A 20,974-nucleotide genomic window follows, 5' to 3' on the forward strand; every position below is an offset into this window, starting at 1 on the left:
AAAGGGGCGCCTAATATCCAATCAACCAGCACAGAACAGCCCGTGACTAGACCACGGGCAGGTTAACAGTGCCTTAAATACCTGCCTCGACAAATGGCACGGTCAGGGCCAGGGCCGCGTCCAGGGCACTGGCGTCTACACCACCGCCTTGCGCCATGTCCGGACGACCGCCGCCCTTCCCGCCCACTGCCGCAGCGGCTTGCTTCATCAAATCACCGGCCTTGAGTTGGCCAGTCAGGTCCTTGGTTACACCGGCAACCAGCACGACCTTCTCCTCATGGACACTGCCGAGCAGGATCACTGCGCGGCCGAGCTTGTTCTTCAACTGATCGACCAGGGCCAACAGCGCCTTGCCGTCCTGACCGTCCAGGCGTGCAGCCAGGACTTTCACGTCCTTGACGTCAACGGCCGAAGCCGACAGATCGTCGCCCGCAGCGCTGGCCGCCTTGGCTTGCAACTGCTCCAGCTGTTTCTCCAGCGCACGGTTGCGCTCCAGAACGGCGGACAACTTGTCGATCAGGTTGTCGCGGCTGCCCTTGACCAGGCTGGCCGCTTCCTTGAGTTGTTCTTCAGCGGCATTCAGGTAGGCCAGGGCCGCAGCGCCGGTCACCGCCTCAATACGACGCACACCCGACGCCACGCCGCCTTCGCTGATGATTTTCAGCAGGGCGATATCGCCGGTACGGTTGGCGTGGATACCGCCACACAGCTCCACCGAGAAGTCGCCGCCCATGCTCAGCACGCGCACGTTGTCGCCGTATTTCTCGCCGAACAGCGCCATGGCGCCCTTGGCCTTGGCCGTCTCGATGTCGGTTTCTTCGGTTTCTACCGGGGAGTTCTTGCGAATCTCAGCGTTGACGATGTCTTCCAGGGCCTTGATCTGCTCAGGCTTGATCGCTTCGAAGTGACTGAAGTCGAAACGCAGGCGCTGGCTGTCGACCAACGACCCCTTCTGCTGGACGTGCTCGCCCAGCACCTGGCGCAGCGCGGCGTGCAGCAAGTGCGTGGCCGAGTGGTTCAGCGCGGTGGCATGGCGTACGTCGGCATCGACCTGGGTGTCCACCGGCGCACCGACGGTCAGGTTGCCCAGCACCAGCACGCCGTGATGCAGGAACGCACCGCCGGTCTTGGTGGTGTCGCGCACCTCGAAACGACCGGAGGTCGAACTCAGGAAACCACAGTCACCGACCTGGCCACCGGACTCGGCGTAGAACGGCGTCTGGTCCAGGACCACAACCGCTTCTTCGCCTTCGCTCAACACGTCGACCGACTTGCCGTCTTTATAAATGGCAACGATCCTGGCCGCGCCGACGGTCGCCTTGTAACCGGTGAACTCGGTGGGCACGTCAACCTTGACCAGGGTGTTGTAGTCCAGGCCAAAGGAACTGGCAGAACGGGCGCGCACGCGCTGGGCTTCCATCTCACGCTCAAACCCGGCTTCGTCGACGGTCAGCTCGCGCTCACGGGCGATGTCGGCGGTCAGGTCCATCGGGAAGCCATAGGTGTCGTACAGCTTGAACACCACGTCGCCTGGCACCACGGTGCCTTTGAGCTCGGCCAAGTCCTGTTCCAGAATCTTCAGGCCGTGCTCCAGGGTCTTGGAGAACTGTTCCTCTTCAGCCTTGAGCACACGCTCGATGTTGTCCTGCTGCTGCTTGAGTTCCGGGAAGGCATCGCCCATCTCGGCAACCAGTGCGGCGACGATCTTGTAGAAGAAGCTGCCGGTGGCGCCCAGCTTGTTACCGTGACGGCAGGCGCGACGGATGATGCGACGCAGCACGTAGCCACGGCCTTCATTGGACGGCAGTACACCGTCGGCGATCAGGAAACCGCAGGAACGGATGTGGTCCGACACCACCTTGAGGGACGACTGGCTTTCATTGGCACAACCAATGGCCGCGGCCGACGCGCTCAGCAGGTTGGTGAACAGGTCGATCTCGTAGTTGGAGTGAACGTGCTGCATCACCGCACTGATCCGCTCCAGGCCCATGCCGGTGTCCACCGACGGCGCCGGCAGCGGATGCAGCACGCCATCGGCGGTGCGGTTGAACTGCATGAACACGTTGTTCCAGATCTCGATGTAACGGTCGCCGTCTTCTTCCGGCGAGCCCGGTGGGCCACCCCAGATGTCGGCGCCGTGATCGTAGAAAATCTCGGTGCAGGGGCCGCATGGGCCGGTATCGCCCATGGTCCAGAAGTTGTCGGAAGCGTAAGGCGCGCCCTTGTTGTCGCCGATGCGAATCATGCGCTCGACGGGCACCCCGATTTCCTTGGTCCAGATGTCATACGCTTCGTCGTCCGTCGCGTAGACAGTCACCCAGAGTTTTTCCTTGGGCAGCTTCAACACGCCGGTCAGGAAGGTCCAGGCGAAGGTAATCGCGTCTTTCTTGAAATAGTCACCAAAGCTGAAGTTACCCAGCATTTCGAAGAACGTGTGGTGGCGGGCGGTGTAGCCGACGTTTTCCAGGTCACTGTTCTTGCCGCCGGCACGCACGCACTTCTGGCTGCTGGTGGCGCGGGTGTAGGCGCGTTTTTCCTGGCCCAGGAAGCAGTCCTTGAACTGGTTCATCCCCGCGTTAGTGAACAGCAGGGTTGGGTCATTGCCTGGGATCAAGGAGCTGGAGGAGACACGGGTGTGACCTTGCTCTTCGAAGAAGCGAAGGAAGGCTTCACGGATTTCTGCGCTTTTCATAGGTTCTTCCACGGAGGCTGCGGCCAAAGGCCAGTGCGCAACATCATCAGACGGAGCGACGGCAAAAGGCCGCATTATATCGGCCCTTTGCCGGTGGTACAGCGTGTTTATGCGATAGAGAGGTTCAATTAGACGGTCTGCACACTCATTTGCGCGAAAAATCGACGAATGCCTTGAGCACTTGCTCGATCTGCGCCCGGCTCACATCCAGATGCGTCACCATGCGCAGGCGCGGCGCAGCACTCAACTTGATCCCACGCTCGGCGGCAAACGCCTTCAAGGCCTGGGCCTGGTCGCCGATCTGCACGTAGACCATGTTGGTCTGCACCGGCTCCACCGCGTAACCGGCGTTGCGCAGCTCATCGCCCAGCCATTGCGCATTGGCGTGGTCGTCGGCCAGGCGCTGCACCTGGTGATCCAGGGCATACAGCCCTGCTGCCGCCAGGGAACCGGCCTGGCGCATGCCACCGCCGACCATCTTGCGCAAACGGCGTGCCTTGGCGATCAACGCCGTGGAGCCGCACAGCACCGAGCCGATCGGCGCACCGAGGCCCTTGGACAGGCACACCGACACCGAGTCGAAATGCTGGGCGATCTCCCGTGCATCGACCCCAAGCTTGACCGCCGCGTTGTAGAGTCGCGCGCCATCCAGGTGCAGGGCCAGGCCATGTTCGCGGGTAAACGCCCGCGCCTTCGCCAGGTAGTCCAGCGGCAGCACCTTGCCCTGCATGGTGTTTTCCAGGGCCAGCAGGCGGGTGCGGGCGAAGTGGAAGTCGTCGGGCTTGATGGCCTCGAGCACCTGATTCAGGTCGAGGGAGCCATCCGCCTGCACGTCCAGCGGCTGCGGCTGGATCGAACCCAGCACGGCCGCGCCGCCGCCCTCGTATTTATAGGTGTGGGCCTGCTGGCCGACGATGTACTCCTCGCCACGCTCACAGTGGGCCATCAGCGCCAGCAGGTTGCTCATGGTGCCGGTGGGCACGAACAGCGCGGCCGCAAAGCCCAGGCGCTTGGCCAGCTCGGCCTCCAGGCGGTTGACGCTGGGGTCTTCGCCGTAGACGTCATCGCCGCTGGCGGCATTGGCCATGGCGTCGAGCATGCCGGCGGTGGGTTGGGTCACGGTGTCGCTGCGCAGGTCGATCACAGACATGAAACAAGCCTCGAAGGGGTTCATTAAGATTCTTATGAGGATGATTACTGCGGGCAAAGCCGCGGAATATCAAGCCCCACGCGTTCTCAATCGAATACCAACCAAACAAACCGATATAGCTTATCGATACGACGCTCGTGCAGTTTATGAAAAACCATGTTAAAAACTCTCCGCCACCAGGGTTCTGGTGGCAACGTTCTCAGGGCGGGGTGCAATTCCCCACCGGCGGTAATTGCACGCAAGGTGCATAGCCCGCGAGCGCTTGGCGCCTCGAACTGCTCACGCAGGACGGCGACAAGGTCAGCAGACCCGGTGTGATCCCGGGGCCGACGGTCATAGTCCGGATGAAGAGAGAACGGGATTGGCACCTAAGGGCCGCACGCCGAGCGCATGCCTGCATGACTCGGCGGTTCGTACCCTTAAATCCCATTCGATTCATAACGCCCTGTTTTTTTCTTAAACAGGAGTCAGAACATGCAACCCACCGCAATCGACAGCAAAAGCAAAAACCATCACGGCGAGCGCGTCGCGTTTATCCAGGCCTGCTGGCACAAGGATATTGTCGACCAATCCCGCAAAGGCTTCCTCGCCGAAATGATCGCCCAGGGCTACCAGGAATCGGACATCGATTTCTTCGAAGTCGGCGGCGCCTTTGAAATGCCCCTGCACGCCAAGCTGCTGGCCAAGACCGGTCGTTACGCCGGTATCGTGGCCGCCGCGCTGGTGGTGGACGGCGGGATCTACCGTCACGAGTTCGTGGCCCAGTCGGTGGTCAGCGGCCTGATGCAGGTGCAGCTGGAAACCGAAGTGCCGGTGTTCTCGGTGTCCCTGACGCCGCATCACTTCCATGCCGGCAGCGAACACACCGCGTTCTTCCATGAGCACTTCGTGCACAAGGGCCAGGAAGCTGCACGTACATGCGCCGACACCCTGCACAAGGTGCGGGCGATCCGTCGCAGCGAGCCACGGGCGGTAGCGGTCTAAGCAACACTGCAAAACAAGATGAGGGAGGGGGCTACACCCCTCCCACATTTGGACCAGGTTAAGGCTCAGATCTACGCCAGCCCGGCCTCTGTGGTTGGCACAATCAATATCCCCGCCCGCAAGCCATTCTTCACCTTCGGGTTGGGGAAGATGATGCGCGCCCCCTCCTCCTCGATCACCCAACGGGTCTTGGCCACGTCTTCGGCCAGCAGATAACCCTTTTCCAATTCCGAAAAGTTTTCCACGTCCGCCGGCAAGTGCAGCAGGAATGCATCGCTGTGCTTGATGACTTCCCGCGACACGGCGAACAATTTCAACCCGTCCAGGCTGTCAGTCTCAGGCTCGGTGCCTTCGATGATCTGCTTGAGGCGCAGCTCCAGGCGGGAGACATTCACGCCCTGGTTGTGCCCGAACGGCCGTGCCTTGCCCAGTTCCAGGGTGAAAGCCTCGGCCTCCAGCTGCTCATAGGTAAACGCGGTAAAGGTGATCGAGCTCTTGTTCTGCAGCAGCACCGCTTCCATGCCAGCGGCGTTCAGGCGCGCCAGTTCGTGACGTGAATGCTGGCGCCCCTCCTTCCAGGGGTACAGCGCAAACTGCTCGATCTTCGAGCCGCGGATGGCGGTGTGCAGGTCGTAATGCAGGCGCGAACGGCCAGGCAAGCTGAAGAAGCTGCGGGCCAGTTGTTCAAGCTCGGCGGCGCGCATGGCTTCAGGGCCGATGTTTTTTTCATGCCGGCCGTTGAACAGCCGGTTGACGTCCAGTTCAAGGTAACGCTCGCCGCGGCGCATGGCCTCAGGGTTGCCGAACAGGAACAGAATACGGGTGCGGGGCTTGATCTCCCCACGGGCGATGCCATGCAACAGGCGGTCGAGCAATTCGATCGGCGCGGTTTCGTTGCCATGGATGCCGGACGACAGCAGCAGGTCGCTGCCATTGTCCGTTGCCTGCGGCGGGCGCACTTCGAGTGCGCCCTCGCTGAGCCAGCGCATCTGCACGCCGTCGACAGTCAGTTGAATTTTTTGCGCCGGTTCGCGACCGGCGAGGGTCAGTTCAAGCAGTTTGCCGAGGGCGAGCATACGCAGCTTCCTTAGTGGTTGCAGCCTGGGCCATGGACGTGATCGTCGTCATCACCTTCAACGTCGGCCGGTTCCATTTCCAGTTGCAGGCTCATCAGGTTGGTGGCCAGGGGGCGCATCAACAGGTTGGCGTATTCGGCGTCGCCTTCTTCCACGTCCACGCCGATCAGCAGTTGGCCACGGCCGTCGTGCTGGATCCAGATTTCCTTGCCCTGCCAGACCACGGCGACGCGGGTGCAGGAGGTTTCCAGCTGGGTACCGTCGGTGTCTTCAAGGATCAGTTGCAGGGTGTCGGTGCTCATAAATAATTCTCAGCCATAGGGTGTAAAAAGAGGTGGCGTTAATTGATCTGGAAAGGATAAACCGAGCCCAGTTTAAGGATTTGCGTCAGTTCATCCAGTGCCGTCCGGCACTCAAGCAGCAATTGCGGGTCAGCCAGGTCGGTTTCGCGCAGGCTGTCGCGGTAGTGCTTGTCGACCCATTGGGTCAGTGTGTCGTACAACGGCGCGGTCATGATAACCCCTGGGTTCACCGCTGCCAGCTCGGTTTCGTTCAGGGCCACGCGCAGGCGCAGGCACGCCGGGCCTCCGCCGTTCTGCATGCTTTGCTTGAGGTCGAAGACTTTGACTTCGCGGATCAGCCCAGCGGACGCCGTCAGGCCTTGCAGGTACTGCCAGACGCGCTCGTTGGCGCGGCACTCCTCCGGCACGATCAGCAACATCGAACCGTCGGCGCGGGTCAGCAACTGGCTGTTGAACAGGTAGGAACGCACCGCGTCCTCGACGCTGACCTGGGCACGCGGCACACACACCGCCTGGAAGTTGCCGCCCAGCTTGCCCAACTTGCCCTGCAACTCGGCCAGCATCTGTTCGGTATTGAGGAATGCGTCCTCGTGATAGAACAGCACCTCGCCGTTGCCCACCGCGATCACGTCGTTGTGGAACACGCCGGCATCGATCACCGCCGGGTTCTGCTGGGCGTAGACCACGCCTTCATCCTTCAGGCCATGCAGGCGGGCGACGGCCTGGGAGGCTTCGAGGGTCTGGCGCGCCGGGTACTTCTGCGGGGCCGGGTAACGGGGGTCGAACGCGCTGCGCCCGAACACGAAAAACTCCACGCCCGCGTCGCCGTACTCACGGCAGAAACGCGTGTGGTTGGCCGCACCTTCGTCGCCGAACTGCGCCACCGCCGGCAACGCGGCGTGGTGGGCAAAGTGCTTCTGGTCGGCAAACATCGCCCCCAGCACGCGGCTGGTGGTGGGGTGTTCGATGCTGCGGTGGTATTTGCAATTGAGGTTGGCGGCGGTGAAATGCACGCGGCCATCTGCCGTGTCGGCGCTCGGGCTGACGGTGGCGGCGTTGGCCACCCACATGCTCGATGCCGAGCAACTGGCGACCAACAACGGCATGGCCTGCTTGGCCGCCTGCTGGATGACCTGGGCGTCGGTGCCGCTGAAACCGAGGTTGCGCAACGCCGCTACGTCCGGACGCTCCTGGGGCGCGAGCACGCCTTGCACAAAGCCCATGTCCATCAGGGCTTTCATTTTCTGCAGGCCCTGCAACGCCGCTTCCCTGGGGTTGGAATGCTGCTGGCTGTTGCTCTGGGACGCGACGTTGCCGAAGGACAAACCGCCGTAGTTATGGGTCGGCCCCACTAGACCGTCAAAATTGACTTCATAGGATTTCATCGGCGAGGCTCCACGAACATCTGTTTTTATAGGCTTCAAAAATCTTCAACACACCACAAATCCAGTGTGGGAGGGGGCTTGCTCCCGATAGCAGTCTGTCAGTTGATCAATCAGGTGACTGACACACCGCCATCGGGAGCAAGCCCCCTCCCACATTTAGATCAGCGTAATGCCGGGGGTTAGCGTGGCCGGTACCACCAGGCTTGGCGTTTCAAGCGACGCCACCGGGTACGCACAATAATCCGCCGCGTAATACGCACTGGCGCGATGGTTGCCCGAGGCCCCTACCCCACCAAATGGCGCGGTGCTGGCGGCGCCGGTCAGCTGTTTGTTCCAGTTGACGATGCCAGCACGGCTTTCCAGCCAGAATTGCTGGTAACGCGCCTCGGAATCGGACAACAGGCCCGCGGCCAGGCCGTACTGGGTGTTGTTGGCTTCGGCAATCGCCGCCGCGAAATCGGCGTAGCGGATCACCTGCAACAACGGGCCGAACAGCTCTTCGTCTTCGCGCTCGGTCACGCCGGTTACGTCGATGATGCCTGGGGTCAGCAAGGCGGCCTGGTCCTGGGGCTGGGTCATCTCCAACAGTGCCACGGCGCCATTGGCCAACATCAGTTCCTGGGCCTCCATCAGGGCTTTTGCCGCTGCCAGGGAAATCACCGAGCCCATGAACGGCGGCGGTTGCTGGTCGAACGCGCCGACTTCAATCGTCGCACTCACCGCCACCAGCCGCGCCAGCAGCGCATCGCCCCAGGCGCCTTCCGGCACCAGCAGGCGACGGGCACAGGTGCAACGCTGGCCGGCGGAGATAAACGCCGATTGGATGATGGTGTAGACCGCCGCATCCACGTCGGCCACCTCGTCCACCACCAGTGGGTTGTTGCCGCCCATTTCCAGGGCCAGGATCTTGTCCGGGCGCCCGGAGAACTGCTGGTGCAGATGATTGCCGGTACGGCTGGAACCGGTGAAGAACAACCCATCGATACCGGGGTTGGCGGCCAACGCAATGCCGGTCTCGCGCGCACCTTGCAGCAGGTTCAACACGCCCGCCGGCAAACCGGCGTCGATCCAGCACTGCACGGTCAGCTCGGCGACTTTCGGGGTCAGCTCGCTGGGCTTGAACAGTACGGTGTTACCCGCCAGCAACGCCGGGACGATATGCCCGTTGGGCAGGTGACCGGGGAAGTTGTAAGGACCAAACACCGCCACCACGCCGTGGGGCTTGTGGCGCAATACGGCGGTGGCGTCGCCCAGGGGGCCGCTCTTCTCGCCGGTACGCTCGCGGTAGCTTTGCACCGAGATCGCGATCTTGTTGGCCATGCTGGTGACTTCGGTGGCCGACTCCCACAGCGGCTTGCCGGTCTCCTCGCCGATGCAGCGGGCGATTTCATCGGCGCGGCTTTTCAGGCTCGCGGCGAAGGCTTCCAGCACGCTGATGCGCTCTTCCAGCGGGCGCCGGGCCCAGGCCGGGAACGCCTGGCGCGCGGCCTGCACGGCCGACTCGACCTGCTCGACCGTGGCGCCATTACCGACCCACAGCACCTGCTGGGTCACCGGGTTACGCGATTCAAACAGTTCACCCTGGCCAGCCAGCCAGCTACCTGCGATATACAACGAATTCATTATTTCGACTCCCGGGCAGCAGACAACGGTACGGCACGCACTTGATCACCCACCACCAGTTGCAGGCGCTTGGCGGTTTGCGGATCGACCACCAGCGTGCCTGCCGCCAGGCGCGCCGGTGCGGCGGTGATGCGGCAATCTTCGCGTTTGCGGTTATGGATCAGGAACGGCGTGGCGTCGTCCCCCGGTGTGCCGATGGCCAACACCAATGATTGGCTGTCGCGCACCGCACGGATCTTGGCGGTCTCGCACTCCACCGCCGGGCCGGCGTCGAAAATATCGACGTAGCCCTGGTAGCTGAAGCCTTCGCTCTTGAGCATGCTCAACGCCGGCTCGGTGTCCGGGTGGACCTTGCCGATCACGTTGCGCGCGTCCTCGGAAAGGAAGCAGCTGTACAACGGAAACTTGGGCATCAGCTCAGCGATAAACGCCTTGTTGCCCACGCCGGTCAGGTAGTCGGCCTGGCTGAATTCCATCTTGAAGAAGTGCCGGCCCAGGCTTTCCCAGAACGGCGAACGCCCGGCGTCGTTGGACACGCCACGCATCTCGGCGATGATCTTGTTGCCAAACAGCTGTGGGAACTCGGCGATAAACAGCAGGCGCGCCTTGGCCAGCATGCGGCCGTTGAGGCCGTTGCGGTAATCGGCATGCAGGAACAACGAGCACAGCTCGGAATTGCCGGTGAGGTCGTTGGCCAGGAACAGCGTCGGAATTTCACGGTAGATATTCAGTTCCTGGGAGGCGCTGACCGTCAGGCCGACCCGGAAGTTGTACCACGGCTCGCGCAGGCCGACGGCACCGGCGATGGCGGAAATCCCCACCACGCGGCCTTCGTCGTTTTCCAGCACGAACAGGTAGTCGGCATCACCGCGCCCGGCGTCGCCACGAAAGGTTTTTTCCGCCCAGCCAACCCGGTGGGTCAGGCGCTCTTCGTTGGCCGGCAAGGTGGTGAGGCCGGTGCCGGTGCTGCGCGCCAGATCAATCAGGGCCGGTAAATCGCTGCTGCGTACGGGACGAACGATCATGCTATCTCCTCAGACGGGCCGCTGCTGCCAGCCACCCGCGACACTCTGTTTATACCGCTACCAGGCGCACACTCGCACCTTCACCAACACCCAGGGCTTCGGCGGCTGCCAGGTCCAGGGTCACCGGTTTGCCCGGCGCGTAGTCCAGCTCCAGCATGACCGCGCGGTAATCCTGCAACTGCGCGTTGCTCACCAGGTACTGGCGGCCGACACCCTTGACCATCTCGCCGATCTTCACCGGCACCACACGGCTCTGGGCGATCGAGCGAATGCCCGAGACCCGTGCGTGCAGCGTTGGGCCGCCGTCGAAGATGTCGATGTAGTGGTCAGTCTCGAAGCCTTCGCGCATCAGGATGTCGAAGGTGATCTGCGCACGCGGGTGCACCTGGCCCATGGCTTCCTGGGCTTCGTCCGGCAACAGCGGCACGTAGATCGGGTAATGCGGCATCAGCTCGGCGAGGAACGTACGGCTTTTCAGCCCGCACAGGCGCTCGGCGGCAGCGTAGTTGAGGTCGAAGAAGTTGCGGCCGATGGCATCCCAGAACGGCGAATCACCGTTCTCGTCGCTGTAGCCGACAATCTCGGTCACCACCGAGTCGGCAAAGCGCTCGGGGTGGCTGGCGACGAACAACAGGCGGCCACGGGAATTGAGTTCCGACCACGGCGAACCGACCAGCTCCGGCACCACGTAGAAGCTGGTGAGCAGGCTGTTTCCGGTGAGGTCATGGCACTGGGAAAGCACGTGGATCTTGTTGTGGATCTTCAGCTCGCGGGAGGCGTGCACGAAGGTCTCGTTACGAAAACTGTAGAACGGCTCCGAGTAACCGGCCGAGGCGACAATGGCCGAGCAGCCGGCGAGCTTGCCGGTCTCGGTGTCTTCCAGCACGAAGAAATAGCTTTCTTCACCGTTGAAACTCACCTCGGCCGCGAAGGACGCTTCGCTGGCGGCGATCTTGTCGCTCAGGCGTTCCACATCATCCGGCAAGGAGGTGACACCAATCGGGCTGTCCGCAGCCAGACGCTGTACCTCGCCCAGATCAGCCATTTGCGCGGGGCGCATCACCAGCATGGTGTCACTCCTTAACTCTAGAACTCACAGGAAAAAAATACCGAACAGGTCAGGAACACCCCATATCTTCATGTGGGGCATATTCCAGTGTGGGAGGGGCGGTGCGACGATTCGGCTTGCCCCCGATAGCGGTGTATCAGTCACCAGATGCATCAACTGACAGATTGCTATCGGGGGGCAAGTCGAATCGTCGCATCGCCCCTCCCACATTTTTGACCCAGTCCAGCCGGCAGAAGGTGTCGCTATCAGGCTTGGGTCAGCGTTTTTACCGCACGCTCGAAACGATCCAGGCCTTCGTTGATGTCCGCGTCTTCCACCACCAGGCTCGGCGCAAAACGCACCACGTCGGGGCCGGCTTGCAGGATCATCAGGTTTTCTTTCTCGGCCGCGTTGAACACGTCCTTGGCCTTGCCTTTGAACGCATCGCTCAGTACGCAACCGATCAGCAGGCCCATGCCGCGCACTTCGGTGAAGATGCCGTACTGCTTGCCGATCTGCTCCAGGCGCGCCTTGAACAGGTCGTGCTTGGCGTTGACGCCGGCCAGCACCTCAGGGGTGTTGATCACGTCGATGACCGCTTCGGCCACTGCGCACGCCAGCGGGTTGCCGCCGTAGGTGGTGCCGTGGGTACCGACCACCAGGTGCTTGGCCAGGTCTTCACGGGTGAGCATCGCCGCGATCGGGAAACCGCCGCCCAGGCTCTTGGCGCTGGTGAGGATGTCGGGCACCACGCCGTAGTGCTGGTAGGCAAACAGATGGCCGCTGCGGCCCATGCCGGTCTGCACTTCGTCGAAAACCAGCAGCGCATTGTTGGCGTCGCACAGTTCGCGGGCACCTTGCAGGTAAGCCAGTTCGGCCGGCAGTACGCCGCCTTCGCCCTGGATCGGTTCCAGCACCACGGCGCAGGTCTTGTCCGATACGGCGGCTTTCAGCGCTTCCAGGTCGTTATAAGGGACGTGGGTGATGCCGGTGATTTTAGGCCCGAAACCATCGGAGTACTTCGACTGGCCACCGACGTTGACGGTGAACAGGGTACGGCCGTGGAAGCTGTTCAGCGCGGCAATGATCTCGTACTTCTCGCTGCCGAAACGGTCGAACGCCACGCGACGGGCCAGCTTGAATGCGGCCTCGTTGGCCTCAGCGCCCGAGTTGCAGAAGAACACGCGCTCGGCAAACGTGGCGTCGATCAACTTATGGGCCAGGCGCAGGGCCGGCTCATTGGTGAAGACGTTGGAGACGTGCCACAGCTTGTTGGCCTGCTCGGTCAATGCACCGACCAGCGCCGGATGGGCGTGGCCCAATACGTTGACCGCGATGCCGCCGGCAAAGTCGATCAGCTCGCGACCCGCCTGGTCCCATACGCGCGAACCTGCGCCGCGCACGGGGATGAACGCAGCAGGGGCGTAGTTGGGAACCATGACCTGGTCGAAATCGGCACGTTGCACCGGGGCTTGCTCAACGGACATCGGAGTCTCCTGAAGAGGAACGCCTGCCTGGAACTGGCGGGCGATGCAGGGATTGTAAGGACAGTTTTCAGAGCGGCCTTGCCGCCAAGCGACAACTTCTTATAGCGCCAACCCGCGATTTAGGCGGGTTTACGCCAATGCGACAAATAGCGTCGCAATGGCGCAGTTTAAACCGTGTGCCGGCTCCATGGGCAGGTGATGTTCGCGAATCCGCAGAAGCACACCGCACCAACTATCTACCGCCGTCGATCGCGTGCCGACTGGTCTGCTGAAAAGACACTCACACTGTCAAGGATCGATCCCATGCCTCCCCTCCCCGCGCCAGCCAGCGGCGAAGTTCGCCACACCATTGTCATGCAGGCCATTCCCCACTGGCTGGGTGACGCCACGCCAGCCAGGCGCTCCACCCTGGGCGAAGTGTCCGGGAGTTTTCCCGACTGGTACAAAAACGCCTCCGCCACCCAGCACGCCGAACTCAAGCGTCTCAACGGCGAAGCCTGGACCCGGCAGAATCAGGTAGACAAGGCTCTGGCCGGCCTCAAAAGCCCGCAAACCTTCGGCGCCGAACTGCTGCAACCGGCGCTGAAGCGCCAATACAGCGTCGATCTGGATGTGCGCAGCACCTGGCTGCAACTCTATGTGCCATTGACGCTTGCGGGGTTTCGGGTTCAGGCCGGGGCCTCGCGTACGTGGAGCGTTTCACTGCTCAACGCCGCGCTGCACAACTTCGAGCCCGCCGAAGCACAGCCCGATGCCTACGAGCGCAACTCCGGTTTCAGCAGCCAACCCAACGCCGCCGGGCATTTCCAAAGCCTGCCGGCGGTTGACGCACGCATCACCATTGCCCAATTTGCCACCCTCTGCCGTGAATTGGATATCGGCGGGCGCTATCAGCGCTATCTCGAAGATTACCTGGGGCTGGACAACCCTGTGGCCATGGCCGCCCTGCAATACAAGGTCGAGCAGAGCCTGAGCAGCGCGCTCAAACGCTCGCTGTACATGGCACTGCTCAAGGGCGACATCCCGCAAACCGGCTACGACGCGGTCCACAGCCTGATTGATCACGGACAGCACTGCCCGATGTGGGTCGCTCATGAGCTGGTGATCATGTCCAGCCGCCTGACCGGGATCGTACTGTTTTCCCAGGACCTGGATGCAAGCCGCGAGCCGGTGCCGGTGATCGTCTATATCCCTGACGACCCGCAGCACCCCATCAAGCAATACGCCAGCACGCAGGCGTTTATCCAGGCGCTCACCGCACGGTTGCGCGCCTCGGACTTTCAGCACTTCTTCAGCCGCTTTGTCGACCATGCCGACCTGGGGCGTTTTTTCGCCGACCTCACGGGCCGCCTGAGCCAAGTGACCTGGCACTCGCATACACCGGGCGATCCGCTGCCCAGTTGGCGCGGCAGCGAGGTGGAGCGAGCAAACCTGCAGTTTCGTGGCATTCCCATCAAGCAGCCGCTGTTCCATTACCTGCATCAGATGAAGTTGAGCAAACTGCTGAACGACGCGCGCAGCCAGGCCGTGAGCACCGCCAGCGCCAACCAGAAAGCGCGCTGGGAGCGCTGGGACCTGGTGCAAAAAATCGCCTCGGCACTGCTGCAAGTCGTCGCCCTGATTGCCACCCCCTTTGTGCCGCCACTGGGCATGCTCATGCTCGGCTACACCGCCTACCAATTGCTGGACGAAGCCTTCGAAGGGGTTATCGACTGGGCTGAAGGCCAGGTGCAGGAAGCCTTCGGACATGCTATGGGGTTTATCGAGCAACTGGTGCAATTGGGCCTGTTTGCCACAGGCATCCCCATCGCCCAGGGCATTCTGCGCAAAGTGCTGCCGAGTGAGTGCCTGGGGTTTCTGGATGGCCTCACACCCGTGACCAGACCCGATGGCGGCGAACGCCTGTGGAAGCCCGATCTTGAGCCTTATCGTCTCAAACAGAGCCCGCCCAGCGGCGTACGTCCTGATGAGAAAGGCGTGTACCGCTTCAACGGCAAAAACCTGCTGCAGGTGGGCGACGACTATTACACCGTCCGGCAAGACCCCATCAGCCAGCGCTATTTTGTGCAGCACCCCAGCCGTGCGTCGGCCTACCAGCCGCAGGTGATCAGCAACGGCCAGGGCGCCTGGATTACCGAGTTGGACCGCCCGCTGAGCTGGGACAGCGCCACACTGATGCGGCGTCTCGGCTACCCGGCCGAAGGCCTGGATGACGCGCGCTTGCAGCAGGCGCGCAGCGTCAGCGGTACCCACGACAACGCGCTGCGCCAGATGCACCACACCGGGCAAACGCCGCCGCTGCTGGCCGATACCCTCAAGCGCTTCAAGATCGATCTAGCGCTGCAAGACTTCATCACGCAACTCAACAGCGATGACCCGCTCATCTATGGCCAGGCGGACGTTCAGACACAGTTGCAGATACTCACCAGCTACGGCCTGTGGCCCGCCTCCAAGACCTTGCGGTTCCTGGATACCCAAGGGAAAACCCAATGGGAGTTTCTTGGCCGGCCCGACGCTAGCGTGGTACAGATCCATGAAAGCCAATTGGAAAATGGTGATCTGCTACGCGTGCTGGTGGAGAGTTTGGATGAAGCCGAGCGCAAAGCACTGCTTGAAGAACCCGCCGACCAGCCCGCCTCCCATGCGTCTATTCGCGCCGCGGCCCTGCGCAAAAAGATCGCCCGCCTTGCCCACGAAAAACGCTTCTCGCTGTTCGATTCCCGCTACCGCAGCGAAGAACATAGCCCGGGGGCAGCGCTGCAAAAAATCATCGACGCCGCCCCCGAGCCCGGCCTGCCCGTCAGCGTCGCCCATGAACTGCTGGCCAATGCCACCGGCGACGAGTTGCAAGCCATCGACCAAGGCAAGGTGCCGACGCATATAGCCGAGCAAGCCGCAGCCGCCCAACTGGATGTGCGCACCACCCGTGCTTACGAAGGGCTCTACCTGGACGCCGTCGACAACCCCGACACTCACCTGCTCGCGCTGCTGTCCCTGGAGCGCCTGCCCGGATGGTCGACGCGCATGCGCCTGGAAGTCCGGCAGTACCGTAGCGACGGCCCGTTGCTGGAGGCTATCGGCGCCGAAGACGCGCCGCTCAAGCGAATCGTCATCCATACCGAATCGGGCCGCTATACGCCTGTCGATGAAAAGGGCCCGGTGTTTGGCGACACCGATTTCTTCACCGCCATCCTCCAGGCGATCCCCGATAGCCAGCGCGACGCCCTGAACATCCACATCGGCCAGGGCGAGCGCCTGCGCCAGGCGATTGGCGAGCACGTGCTCGATCGCGAGCGGCTGCGCACCTTGCTCAGCGCAGACACTTACCGCAAACCGACGTTCGACCCCACAGTCATGCGCCTGCGTGGCGGCATGGACGGTTATCAGGCAGCAGGGCCGTCACAGCCACCAGCCGCCGAGCCGCAGCCCACGCTTGAGCAGCGCGCCCAGCACTTGCTGCCCAGCCTCCCTGCGGAACAGATCGCCGACCTGGTACAGACCCTGGAAAGCCGTCCCGGCGGCGCCTTGGCGACCCTGATAACCCTGCAGGTCGAATACAACAAACTGGACACCGACCTCGCCGTCTGGGAACACATGACGCCCACCTTCCACCCCATCACTGAAGCACCACTGACGCCCCGGGAATACCAGTACGTGCGACGCAACCGTGCCCTGTGGGCCCAGGAGGTCAGGCGCGGCTGGCGCCAGGAAACCGCGATTGATCACTACCATGACCAACTGCTCCTCAATGGCCACAAGCTGCAACTGACGATCCCGATCTACGGCGAACTGCCCAGGCTCACGGCACGCTTCGAGCACATCAGCCTGCTGGAGCTCAAGGGTCAGCACACCGCACTGGAGATCAATGACTTCGTGCAGTTGTTCCCACGCCTGCGTCACCTGAACGTCAGCCAGTTTTACCTGGGTGGCCTTGCGCCAAGCATCGCGCAACTGCCCAGCCTCGACGCGCTGATATTGAGCGACTGCAACATTACCCTGACCGAAGAAACTCGGGTGGCCCTTGGCAGCATGACTCGCCTGAAGACCCTGGACCTGTATAACAACCCTCTGGGCCTGACGCCCAGCGTTACCCACATGGCCCACCTGCAACACTTGGACCTGAGCTACACCGGCATCCGTGATTTGCCGCCAGGCCTGCTGAACCGTCCACAGTTGGAACTGGCGGTTTTGTCCAATAACCAGATCCGCGAACTGCCTCCGGCGCTGTTCGAGTTGCCGGTAGAAACCAGCCGCAAGTTCGACCTCTCCAGCAACCCGCTGTCGGGACCCACGCTGGAGCGGGTCAAGGGGTACTACCAAAGAACCGGTGGCCGCTGGGACATTGACGCGCCCGGCACCGAAATCCAAAGCGCCAGACGCCTTTACCCAACGCTGTCGGACAATGACATCAATCAGCTCATCTTCGATTTCCCGGGCAACCTGGACGCAGGCCGCGCAGCGCTGGCGCAGCTTGAAATCGAATACCCGCGGATTCGCCAAACGCTGGCACCTTGGGCCGACGACGAGCAAGTGTCCGCCCAGGAGCGCACCTATCGCTCACTGTTCGTGGACACGCTCGAAGCCGGCTGGCGTCGGGAAACCGAGCAGGACACACACGCCCCAGGGCATCTCCCGCGCTTCACACTCAACCTGCCCTACCCCATCAGCGGCGATATTCCCGCCCTGAGCACGCCCTTCCCCCATGTCTCATCACTGAGCCTGTCCGGCAATGCATCCACCCTGCAGCCCAACGCGTTTCTGCGCAGCTTTCCACAGTTGGAGCGCCTGTCCATCGAGCGCTATACCCTGATGCATTTGCCCAGGACCCTGCCGCAACTGGAGCGGCTGACCCATCTGCGCCTGGATCGCTGCGCCATTGAACTGAACCCCGCCAGCGCCCAGGTGCTTTCCAGCATGACCCACCTCCAACACCTGGACCTGGCCAATAACCGCCTGGTCTGGCTACCGGACTTCAATCGCCTGACAGCCCTGACCAGCCTGTCACTGAGCAACACCGGCCTGCGGGAAATTCCACCGGCGCTGCTGGCGGGCAACATCGCCCGGACACGGGTAGACCTGAGTCACAACGCCATCGAGCAGATTCCCGATCAAGGCTTCCAACTGCCCGCCACCCTCAGCGCAGCCTTTGACCTGTCGGATAATCCGTTGTCACGGCACACCCTCGCCCGCATCAAAACCTACTGCCAGGCCACTGGCGAGCACTGGAACGCGCCGGCCCCCCAACCCCAACTGCAACAGCTACAAGCACTGTACCCAAGCCTCAACAACCGCGAGGTCAGCCGTGTGTACTTCCAGTTACCGGGCGACCTGGACACCGTAGACCTGCACATCACGCGCCTGGATGGCGAGTATCAGGACCTGCAGGCACACCTCCAAGCCTGGGCTATGGAGGTCCCCTCCAGAGACCCACTGCTCGACACCGTGCTGGACGAGGGCGCGCGGGCCGAAGAACAAATCCGTCGCCTGGGCTTCAAGGATTTGCTCGAACGCTGCTGGCGCCGGGAGGGCGAGTTGGACGACTCCAACGGTTTCACCCGCCACAGCCATAAACTGGTGTTCCACGGCCAGTTATTGGGGGACATGCCGATGCTGAGTGCGCAGTTCGATCACGTGAGCCTGCTGGAGATCATCGGAGACGGTACCAACCAGCAAGTGGACGGTCTGCTGCGCTGCTTCCCCAACCTTGTCAGCCTGACCCTCGAACGCCACACACTGCTGGATATCCCCGCCTCGGTGTTCGGCCTCCGACGCCTGCGCTATCTGAAGCTGGCGGAAAACCATATCCGTCTGACCCGCGAGAGCAAAGAGCAGCTCTCACGCCTTATCCACCTGGAATACCTGGACCTGAGTGACAACCCGCTGATATTTATTCCCGACATCCGCAACCTTGGACGGCTAGTGTCGATCTACCTGCACAACTGCGGACTGACACACGTGCCGGAAGGCGTCTTTGCCCTGGGCCGCCTGCGGGTGCTGGACTTGAGTGACAACGAAATCGTCGACGTGCCCAGCGACCTGTTGGAAATGCCGTTGCCACTCAACGATGACTCCGACCTCAGCGGCAACCCACTGTCCGATCAGAGCATCGAGCTGCTGCGCGACTATTACCGCCAGACAGGCTACGAACTGGGCGTGGAAGAGGCGATGTTCGACGAGTTCGGCGTGGCGCTGATGGCCCCGGGAACCCCGAGACCCATGGAGGAATAAGCGAGGATGCTCAGCCGCGCTCGGACGGCACTGACGACAACTCGAACGGGCTGCTGCTGCGCCGCTGGTTGCGATCTTCACGTGGGGTGGCGCCAAAGAAGTTGCGGTAGGCGCTGGAGAAATGCGGCCCCGACGAGAAGCCGCAGGACAGGCCGATCTGGATGATCGATTTGCTGGTTTGCATCAACATCTGGCGCGCCTTGTTCAGGCGCAGTTCCAGGTAGTACTGGCTGGGAACGCGATTGAGGTATTGCTTGAAGATCCGTTCCAGTTGTCGTCGCGACACGCACACGTGCTGGGCGATCTCGTCGGTAGTAAGCGGTTCTTCGATGTTGGCTTCCATCAGCAACACCGCCTGGGTCAGCTTCGGATGGCTGGAGCCCAGGCGATTTTGCAAGGGAATGCGCTGGCGCTCGCCGCCTTCGCGGATGCGCTCCACCACCAGTTCTTCCGACACCGCGCCCGCCAGCTCGGCGCCGTGGTCGCGGGCCAGCACCGCCAGCAACAGGTCGATTACCGACATGCCACCGCAGGCGCTCAAACGGTCACGGTCCCAGTCGAACAGGTGGCTGGTGGCAATGACCTTAGGGAAGCGCTCGGCAAAATCGTCCTGCCAGCGCCAGTGCACAGCGGCGCGGTAGCCATCCAGCAGACCCAACTGAGCCAGCGGGTACACACCCGCTGACAAGCCGCCGATCACACAACCAGCACGCACCAACTGCTTGAGCGCAGTGCTGAGCTGGGAGGCAATAGCCGTGGGCGGTTCGTCAGCCAACAGGAACAGCTTCTGGAAACCTTCCAGCTTGCCGGCCCACGGCTCACCCGGCAATTGCCAGGCCCCTTCGGTCGCCGGTTCTGCGAGCAGAAACGACAACTCGTAGACCACATCCGGATGCACCCGCTGAGCAACGCGCAAGGCCTCCTCAGCCAGCGCAAGCGTGAGTGCTTTTGTGCTGGGCCAAATCAGGAAACCAATTTTATGGGCGGTCATGGAGTGCTATCCGGAGCGAGTAACAGTAATGAAGACAGAGGCCAATGCTAGCCCGTAAACCAACACAAAGCTCAAAAACGATAAAGACCTGCTTTCCTGTAGGAGCGAGCTTGCTCGCGAAAAACCTGAGAACACCACGGGGCATCAGGCTTCCCGCGTTATCGTTGACGATCTTCGCGAGCAAGCTCGCTCCTACAGGGGGAAAGCAGCGGCCTTGATTATTTCAAGCTGCCGGACAGGAACTGCTGCAACCGCTCGGACTGCGGGTTGACCAGCACTTCCCGCGGGTTGCCACGCTCTTCAACAATGCCTTTGTGCAGGAACACCAACTGGTTGGACACTTCACGGGCAAAGCCCATTTCATGCGTCACCACCACCATGGTGCGGCCTTCCTGGGCCAGGTCCTGCATCACCTTGAGCACTTCGCCGACCAACTCTGGGTCCAGCGCCGAGGTGGGTTCGTCGAACAGCATCACCTCAGGCTCCATCGCCAGGGCACGGGCGATCGCCACGCGCTGCTGCTCGCCCCCGGACATGTGGCCGGGGAACGCATCCTTGCGATGGCCCACGCCGACCTTGGCCAAATAGTGCTCGGCCTTTTCACGGGCCTCTTTCTTCGACACGCCCAGCACATGCACCGGGGCTTCCATCACGTTTTCAATCGCGGTCATGTGCGACCACAGGTTGAAATGCTGGAACACCATCGACAGGCGCGAGCGCATGCGTTGCAGTTGCTTAGGGTCGGCGGCCTTCATGGCGCCGTCCTTGTTGGCCACCAGTTTCAGCTCTTCGTTATTGAGCAGGATCTTGCCGGCGTGGGGTTGCTCCAGCAGGTTGATGCAGCGCAAAAAGGTACTTTTGCCCGAACCACTGGAACCGATGATGCTGATCACATCACCGGCCGCGGCGGCCAGGGACACGCCTTTGAGCACTTCATGACTGCCATAGCGTTTATGCAGGTCTTGGACTTCAAGTTTGTACAT

The 20,974-nt window shown here is 62.1% G+C and carries 13 protein-coding genes and 1 riboswitch; of the genes, 2 read left to right on the forward strand and 11 right to left on the reverse strand.

The genetic code is table 11. The features are described 5' to 3' along the window. Positions 1–73: 73 nt before the first annotated feature. Positions 74–2,692, reverse strand: a complete 2,619-nt coding sequence (alaS, locus tag BFQ01_RS17150) for an alanine--tRNA ligase (RefSeq protein WP_065926189.1) — start codon at positions 2,690–2,692, stop codon at positions 74–76. A gap of 145 nt (positions 2,693–2,837) precedes the next feature. Next, positions 2,838–3,842, reverse strand: a complete 1,005-nt coding sequence (ltaE, locus tag BFQ01_RS17155; RefSeq protein WP_065926202.1) for a low-specificity L-threonine aldolase — start codon at positions 3,840–3,842, stop codon at positions 2,838–2,840. A 191-nt stretch (positions 3,843–4,033) separates the two neighbouring features. Further along, a riboswitch (FMN riboswitch) is annotated at positions 4,034–4,203 on the forward strand. 113 nt (positions 4,204–4,316) lie between these two features. Here ltaE and BFQ01_RS17160 point away from each other — a divergent pair. Then, complete coding sequence (locus BFQ01_RS17160; RefSeq protein ID WP_065926190.1) at positions 4,317–4,826, forward strand: 6,7-dimethyl-8-ribityllumazine synthase; 510 nt, start codon at positions 4,317–4,319, stop codon at positions 4,824–4,826. Between the two features lie 71 nt (positions 4,827–4,897). Here the strand turns inward: BFQ01_RS17160 and astE are convergent, their stop codons facing one another. From astE to BFQ01_RS17195, 7 genes are all read right to left on the reverse strand, one after another. Then, positions 4,898–5,902, reverse strand: coding sequence for a succinylglutamate desuccinylase (astE, locus tag BFQ01_RS17165; protein WP_065926191.1), 1,005 nt, complete (start codon positions 5,900–5,902; stop codon positions 4,898–4,900). An 11-nt stretch (positions 5,903–5,913) separates the two neighbouring features. Further along, positions 5,914–6,204, reverse strand: a complete 291-nt coding sequence (locus tag BFQ01_RS17170; RefSeq protein ID WP_027607770.1) for a hypothetical protein — start codon at positions 6,202–6,204, stop codon at positions 5,914–5,916. 38 nt (positions 6,205–6,242) lie between these two features. Continuing rightward, positions 6,243–7,589: an N-succinylarginine dihydrolase gene (astB, locus tag BFQ01_RS17175; protein WP_065926192.1), complete on the reverse strand. Its 1,347-nt coding sequence runs from the start codon at positions 7,587–7,589 to the stop codon at positions 6,243–6,245. Positions 7,590–7,745: 156 nt separating this feature from the next. After that, entirely contained in the window at positions 7,746–9,215 is a 1,470-nt protein-coding gene (astD, locus tag BFQ01_RS17180) for a succinylglutamate-semialdehyde dehydrogenase (RefSeq protein ID WP_161985743.1), read from the reverse strand. Continuing rightward, positions 9,212–10,237 (reverse strand): arginine N-succinyltransferase, encoded by a 1,026-nt coding sequence (gene astA, locus BFQ01_RS17185; RefSeq protein ID WP_027607767.1) that lies wholly within the window; start codon positions 10,235–10,237, stop codon positions 9,212–9,214. Before astA ends, astD begins: the two co-directional genes overlap by 4 nt. Positions 10,238–10,286: 49 nt before the next feature. Further along, on the reverse strand, positions 10,287–11,306 hold the full coding sequence (aruF, locus tag BFQ01_RS17190; protein ID WP_003175655.1) for an arginine/ornithine succinyltransferase subunit alpha: 1,020 nt from the start codon (positions 11,304–11,306) through the stop codon (positions 10,287–10,289). Positions 11,307–11,551: 245 nt separating this feature from the next. After that, a complete protein-coding gene (locus BFQ01_RS17195) occupies positions 11,552–12,772 on the reverse strand; it encodes an aspartate aminotransferase family protein (protein WP_027607765.1) in 1,221 nt (406 codons plus the stop codon). A 303-nt stretch (positions 12,773–13,075) separates the two neighbouring features. Here BFQ01_RS17195 and BFQ01_RS17200 point away from each other — a divergent pair, with 303 nt between their 5' ends. Continuing rightward, positions 13,076–19,000, forward strand: a complete 5,925-nt coding sequence (locus BFQ01_RS17200) for a leucine-rich repeat domain-containing protein (protein ID WP_065926194.1) — start codon at positions 13,076–13,078, stop codon at positions 18,998–19,000. Between the two features lie 10 nt (positions 19,001–19,010). On the opposite strand, the gene BFQ01_RS17205 is transcribed toward BFQ01_RS17200, so the two are convergent. Further along, on the reverse strand, positions 19,011–19,991 hold the full coding sequence (locus BFQ01_RS17205; protein ID WP_065926195.1) for a GlxA family transcriptional regulator: 981 nt from the start codon (positions 19,989–19,991) through the stop codon (positions 19,011–19,013). A gap of 218 nt (positions 19,992–20,209) precedes the next feature. Then, positions 20,210–20,974 carry an ABC transporter ATP-binding protein gene (locus BFQ01_RS17210; protein WP_010208310.1) on the reverse strand — a complete coding sequence of 255 codons (765 nt, stop codon included), beginning with the start codon at positions 20,972–20,974 and terminating at the stop codon, positions 20,210–20,212.

It is taken from the genome of Pseudomonas sp. 8 R 14, from assembly GCF_900005955.1.
Taxonomy (GTDB): domain Bacteria; phylum Pseudomonadota; class Gammaproteobacteria; order Pseudomonadales; family Pseudomonadaceae; genus Aquipseudomonas; species Aquipseudomonas marginalis.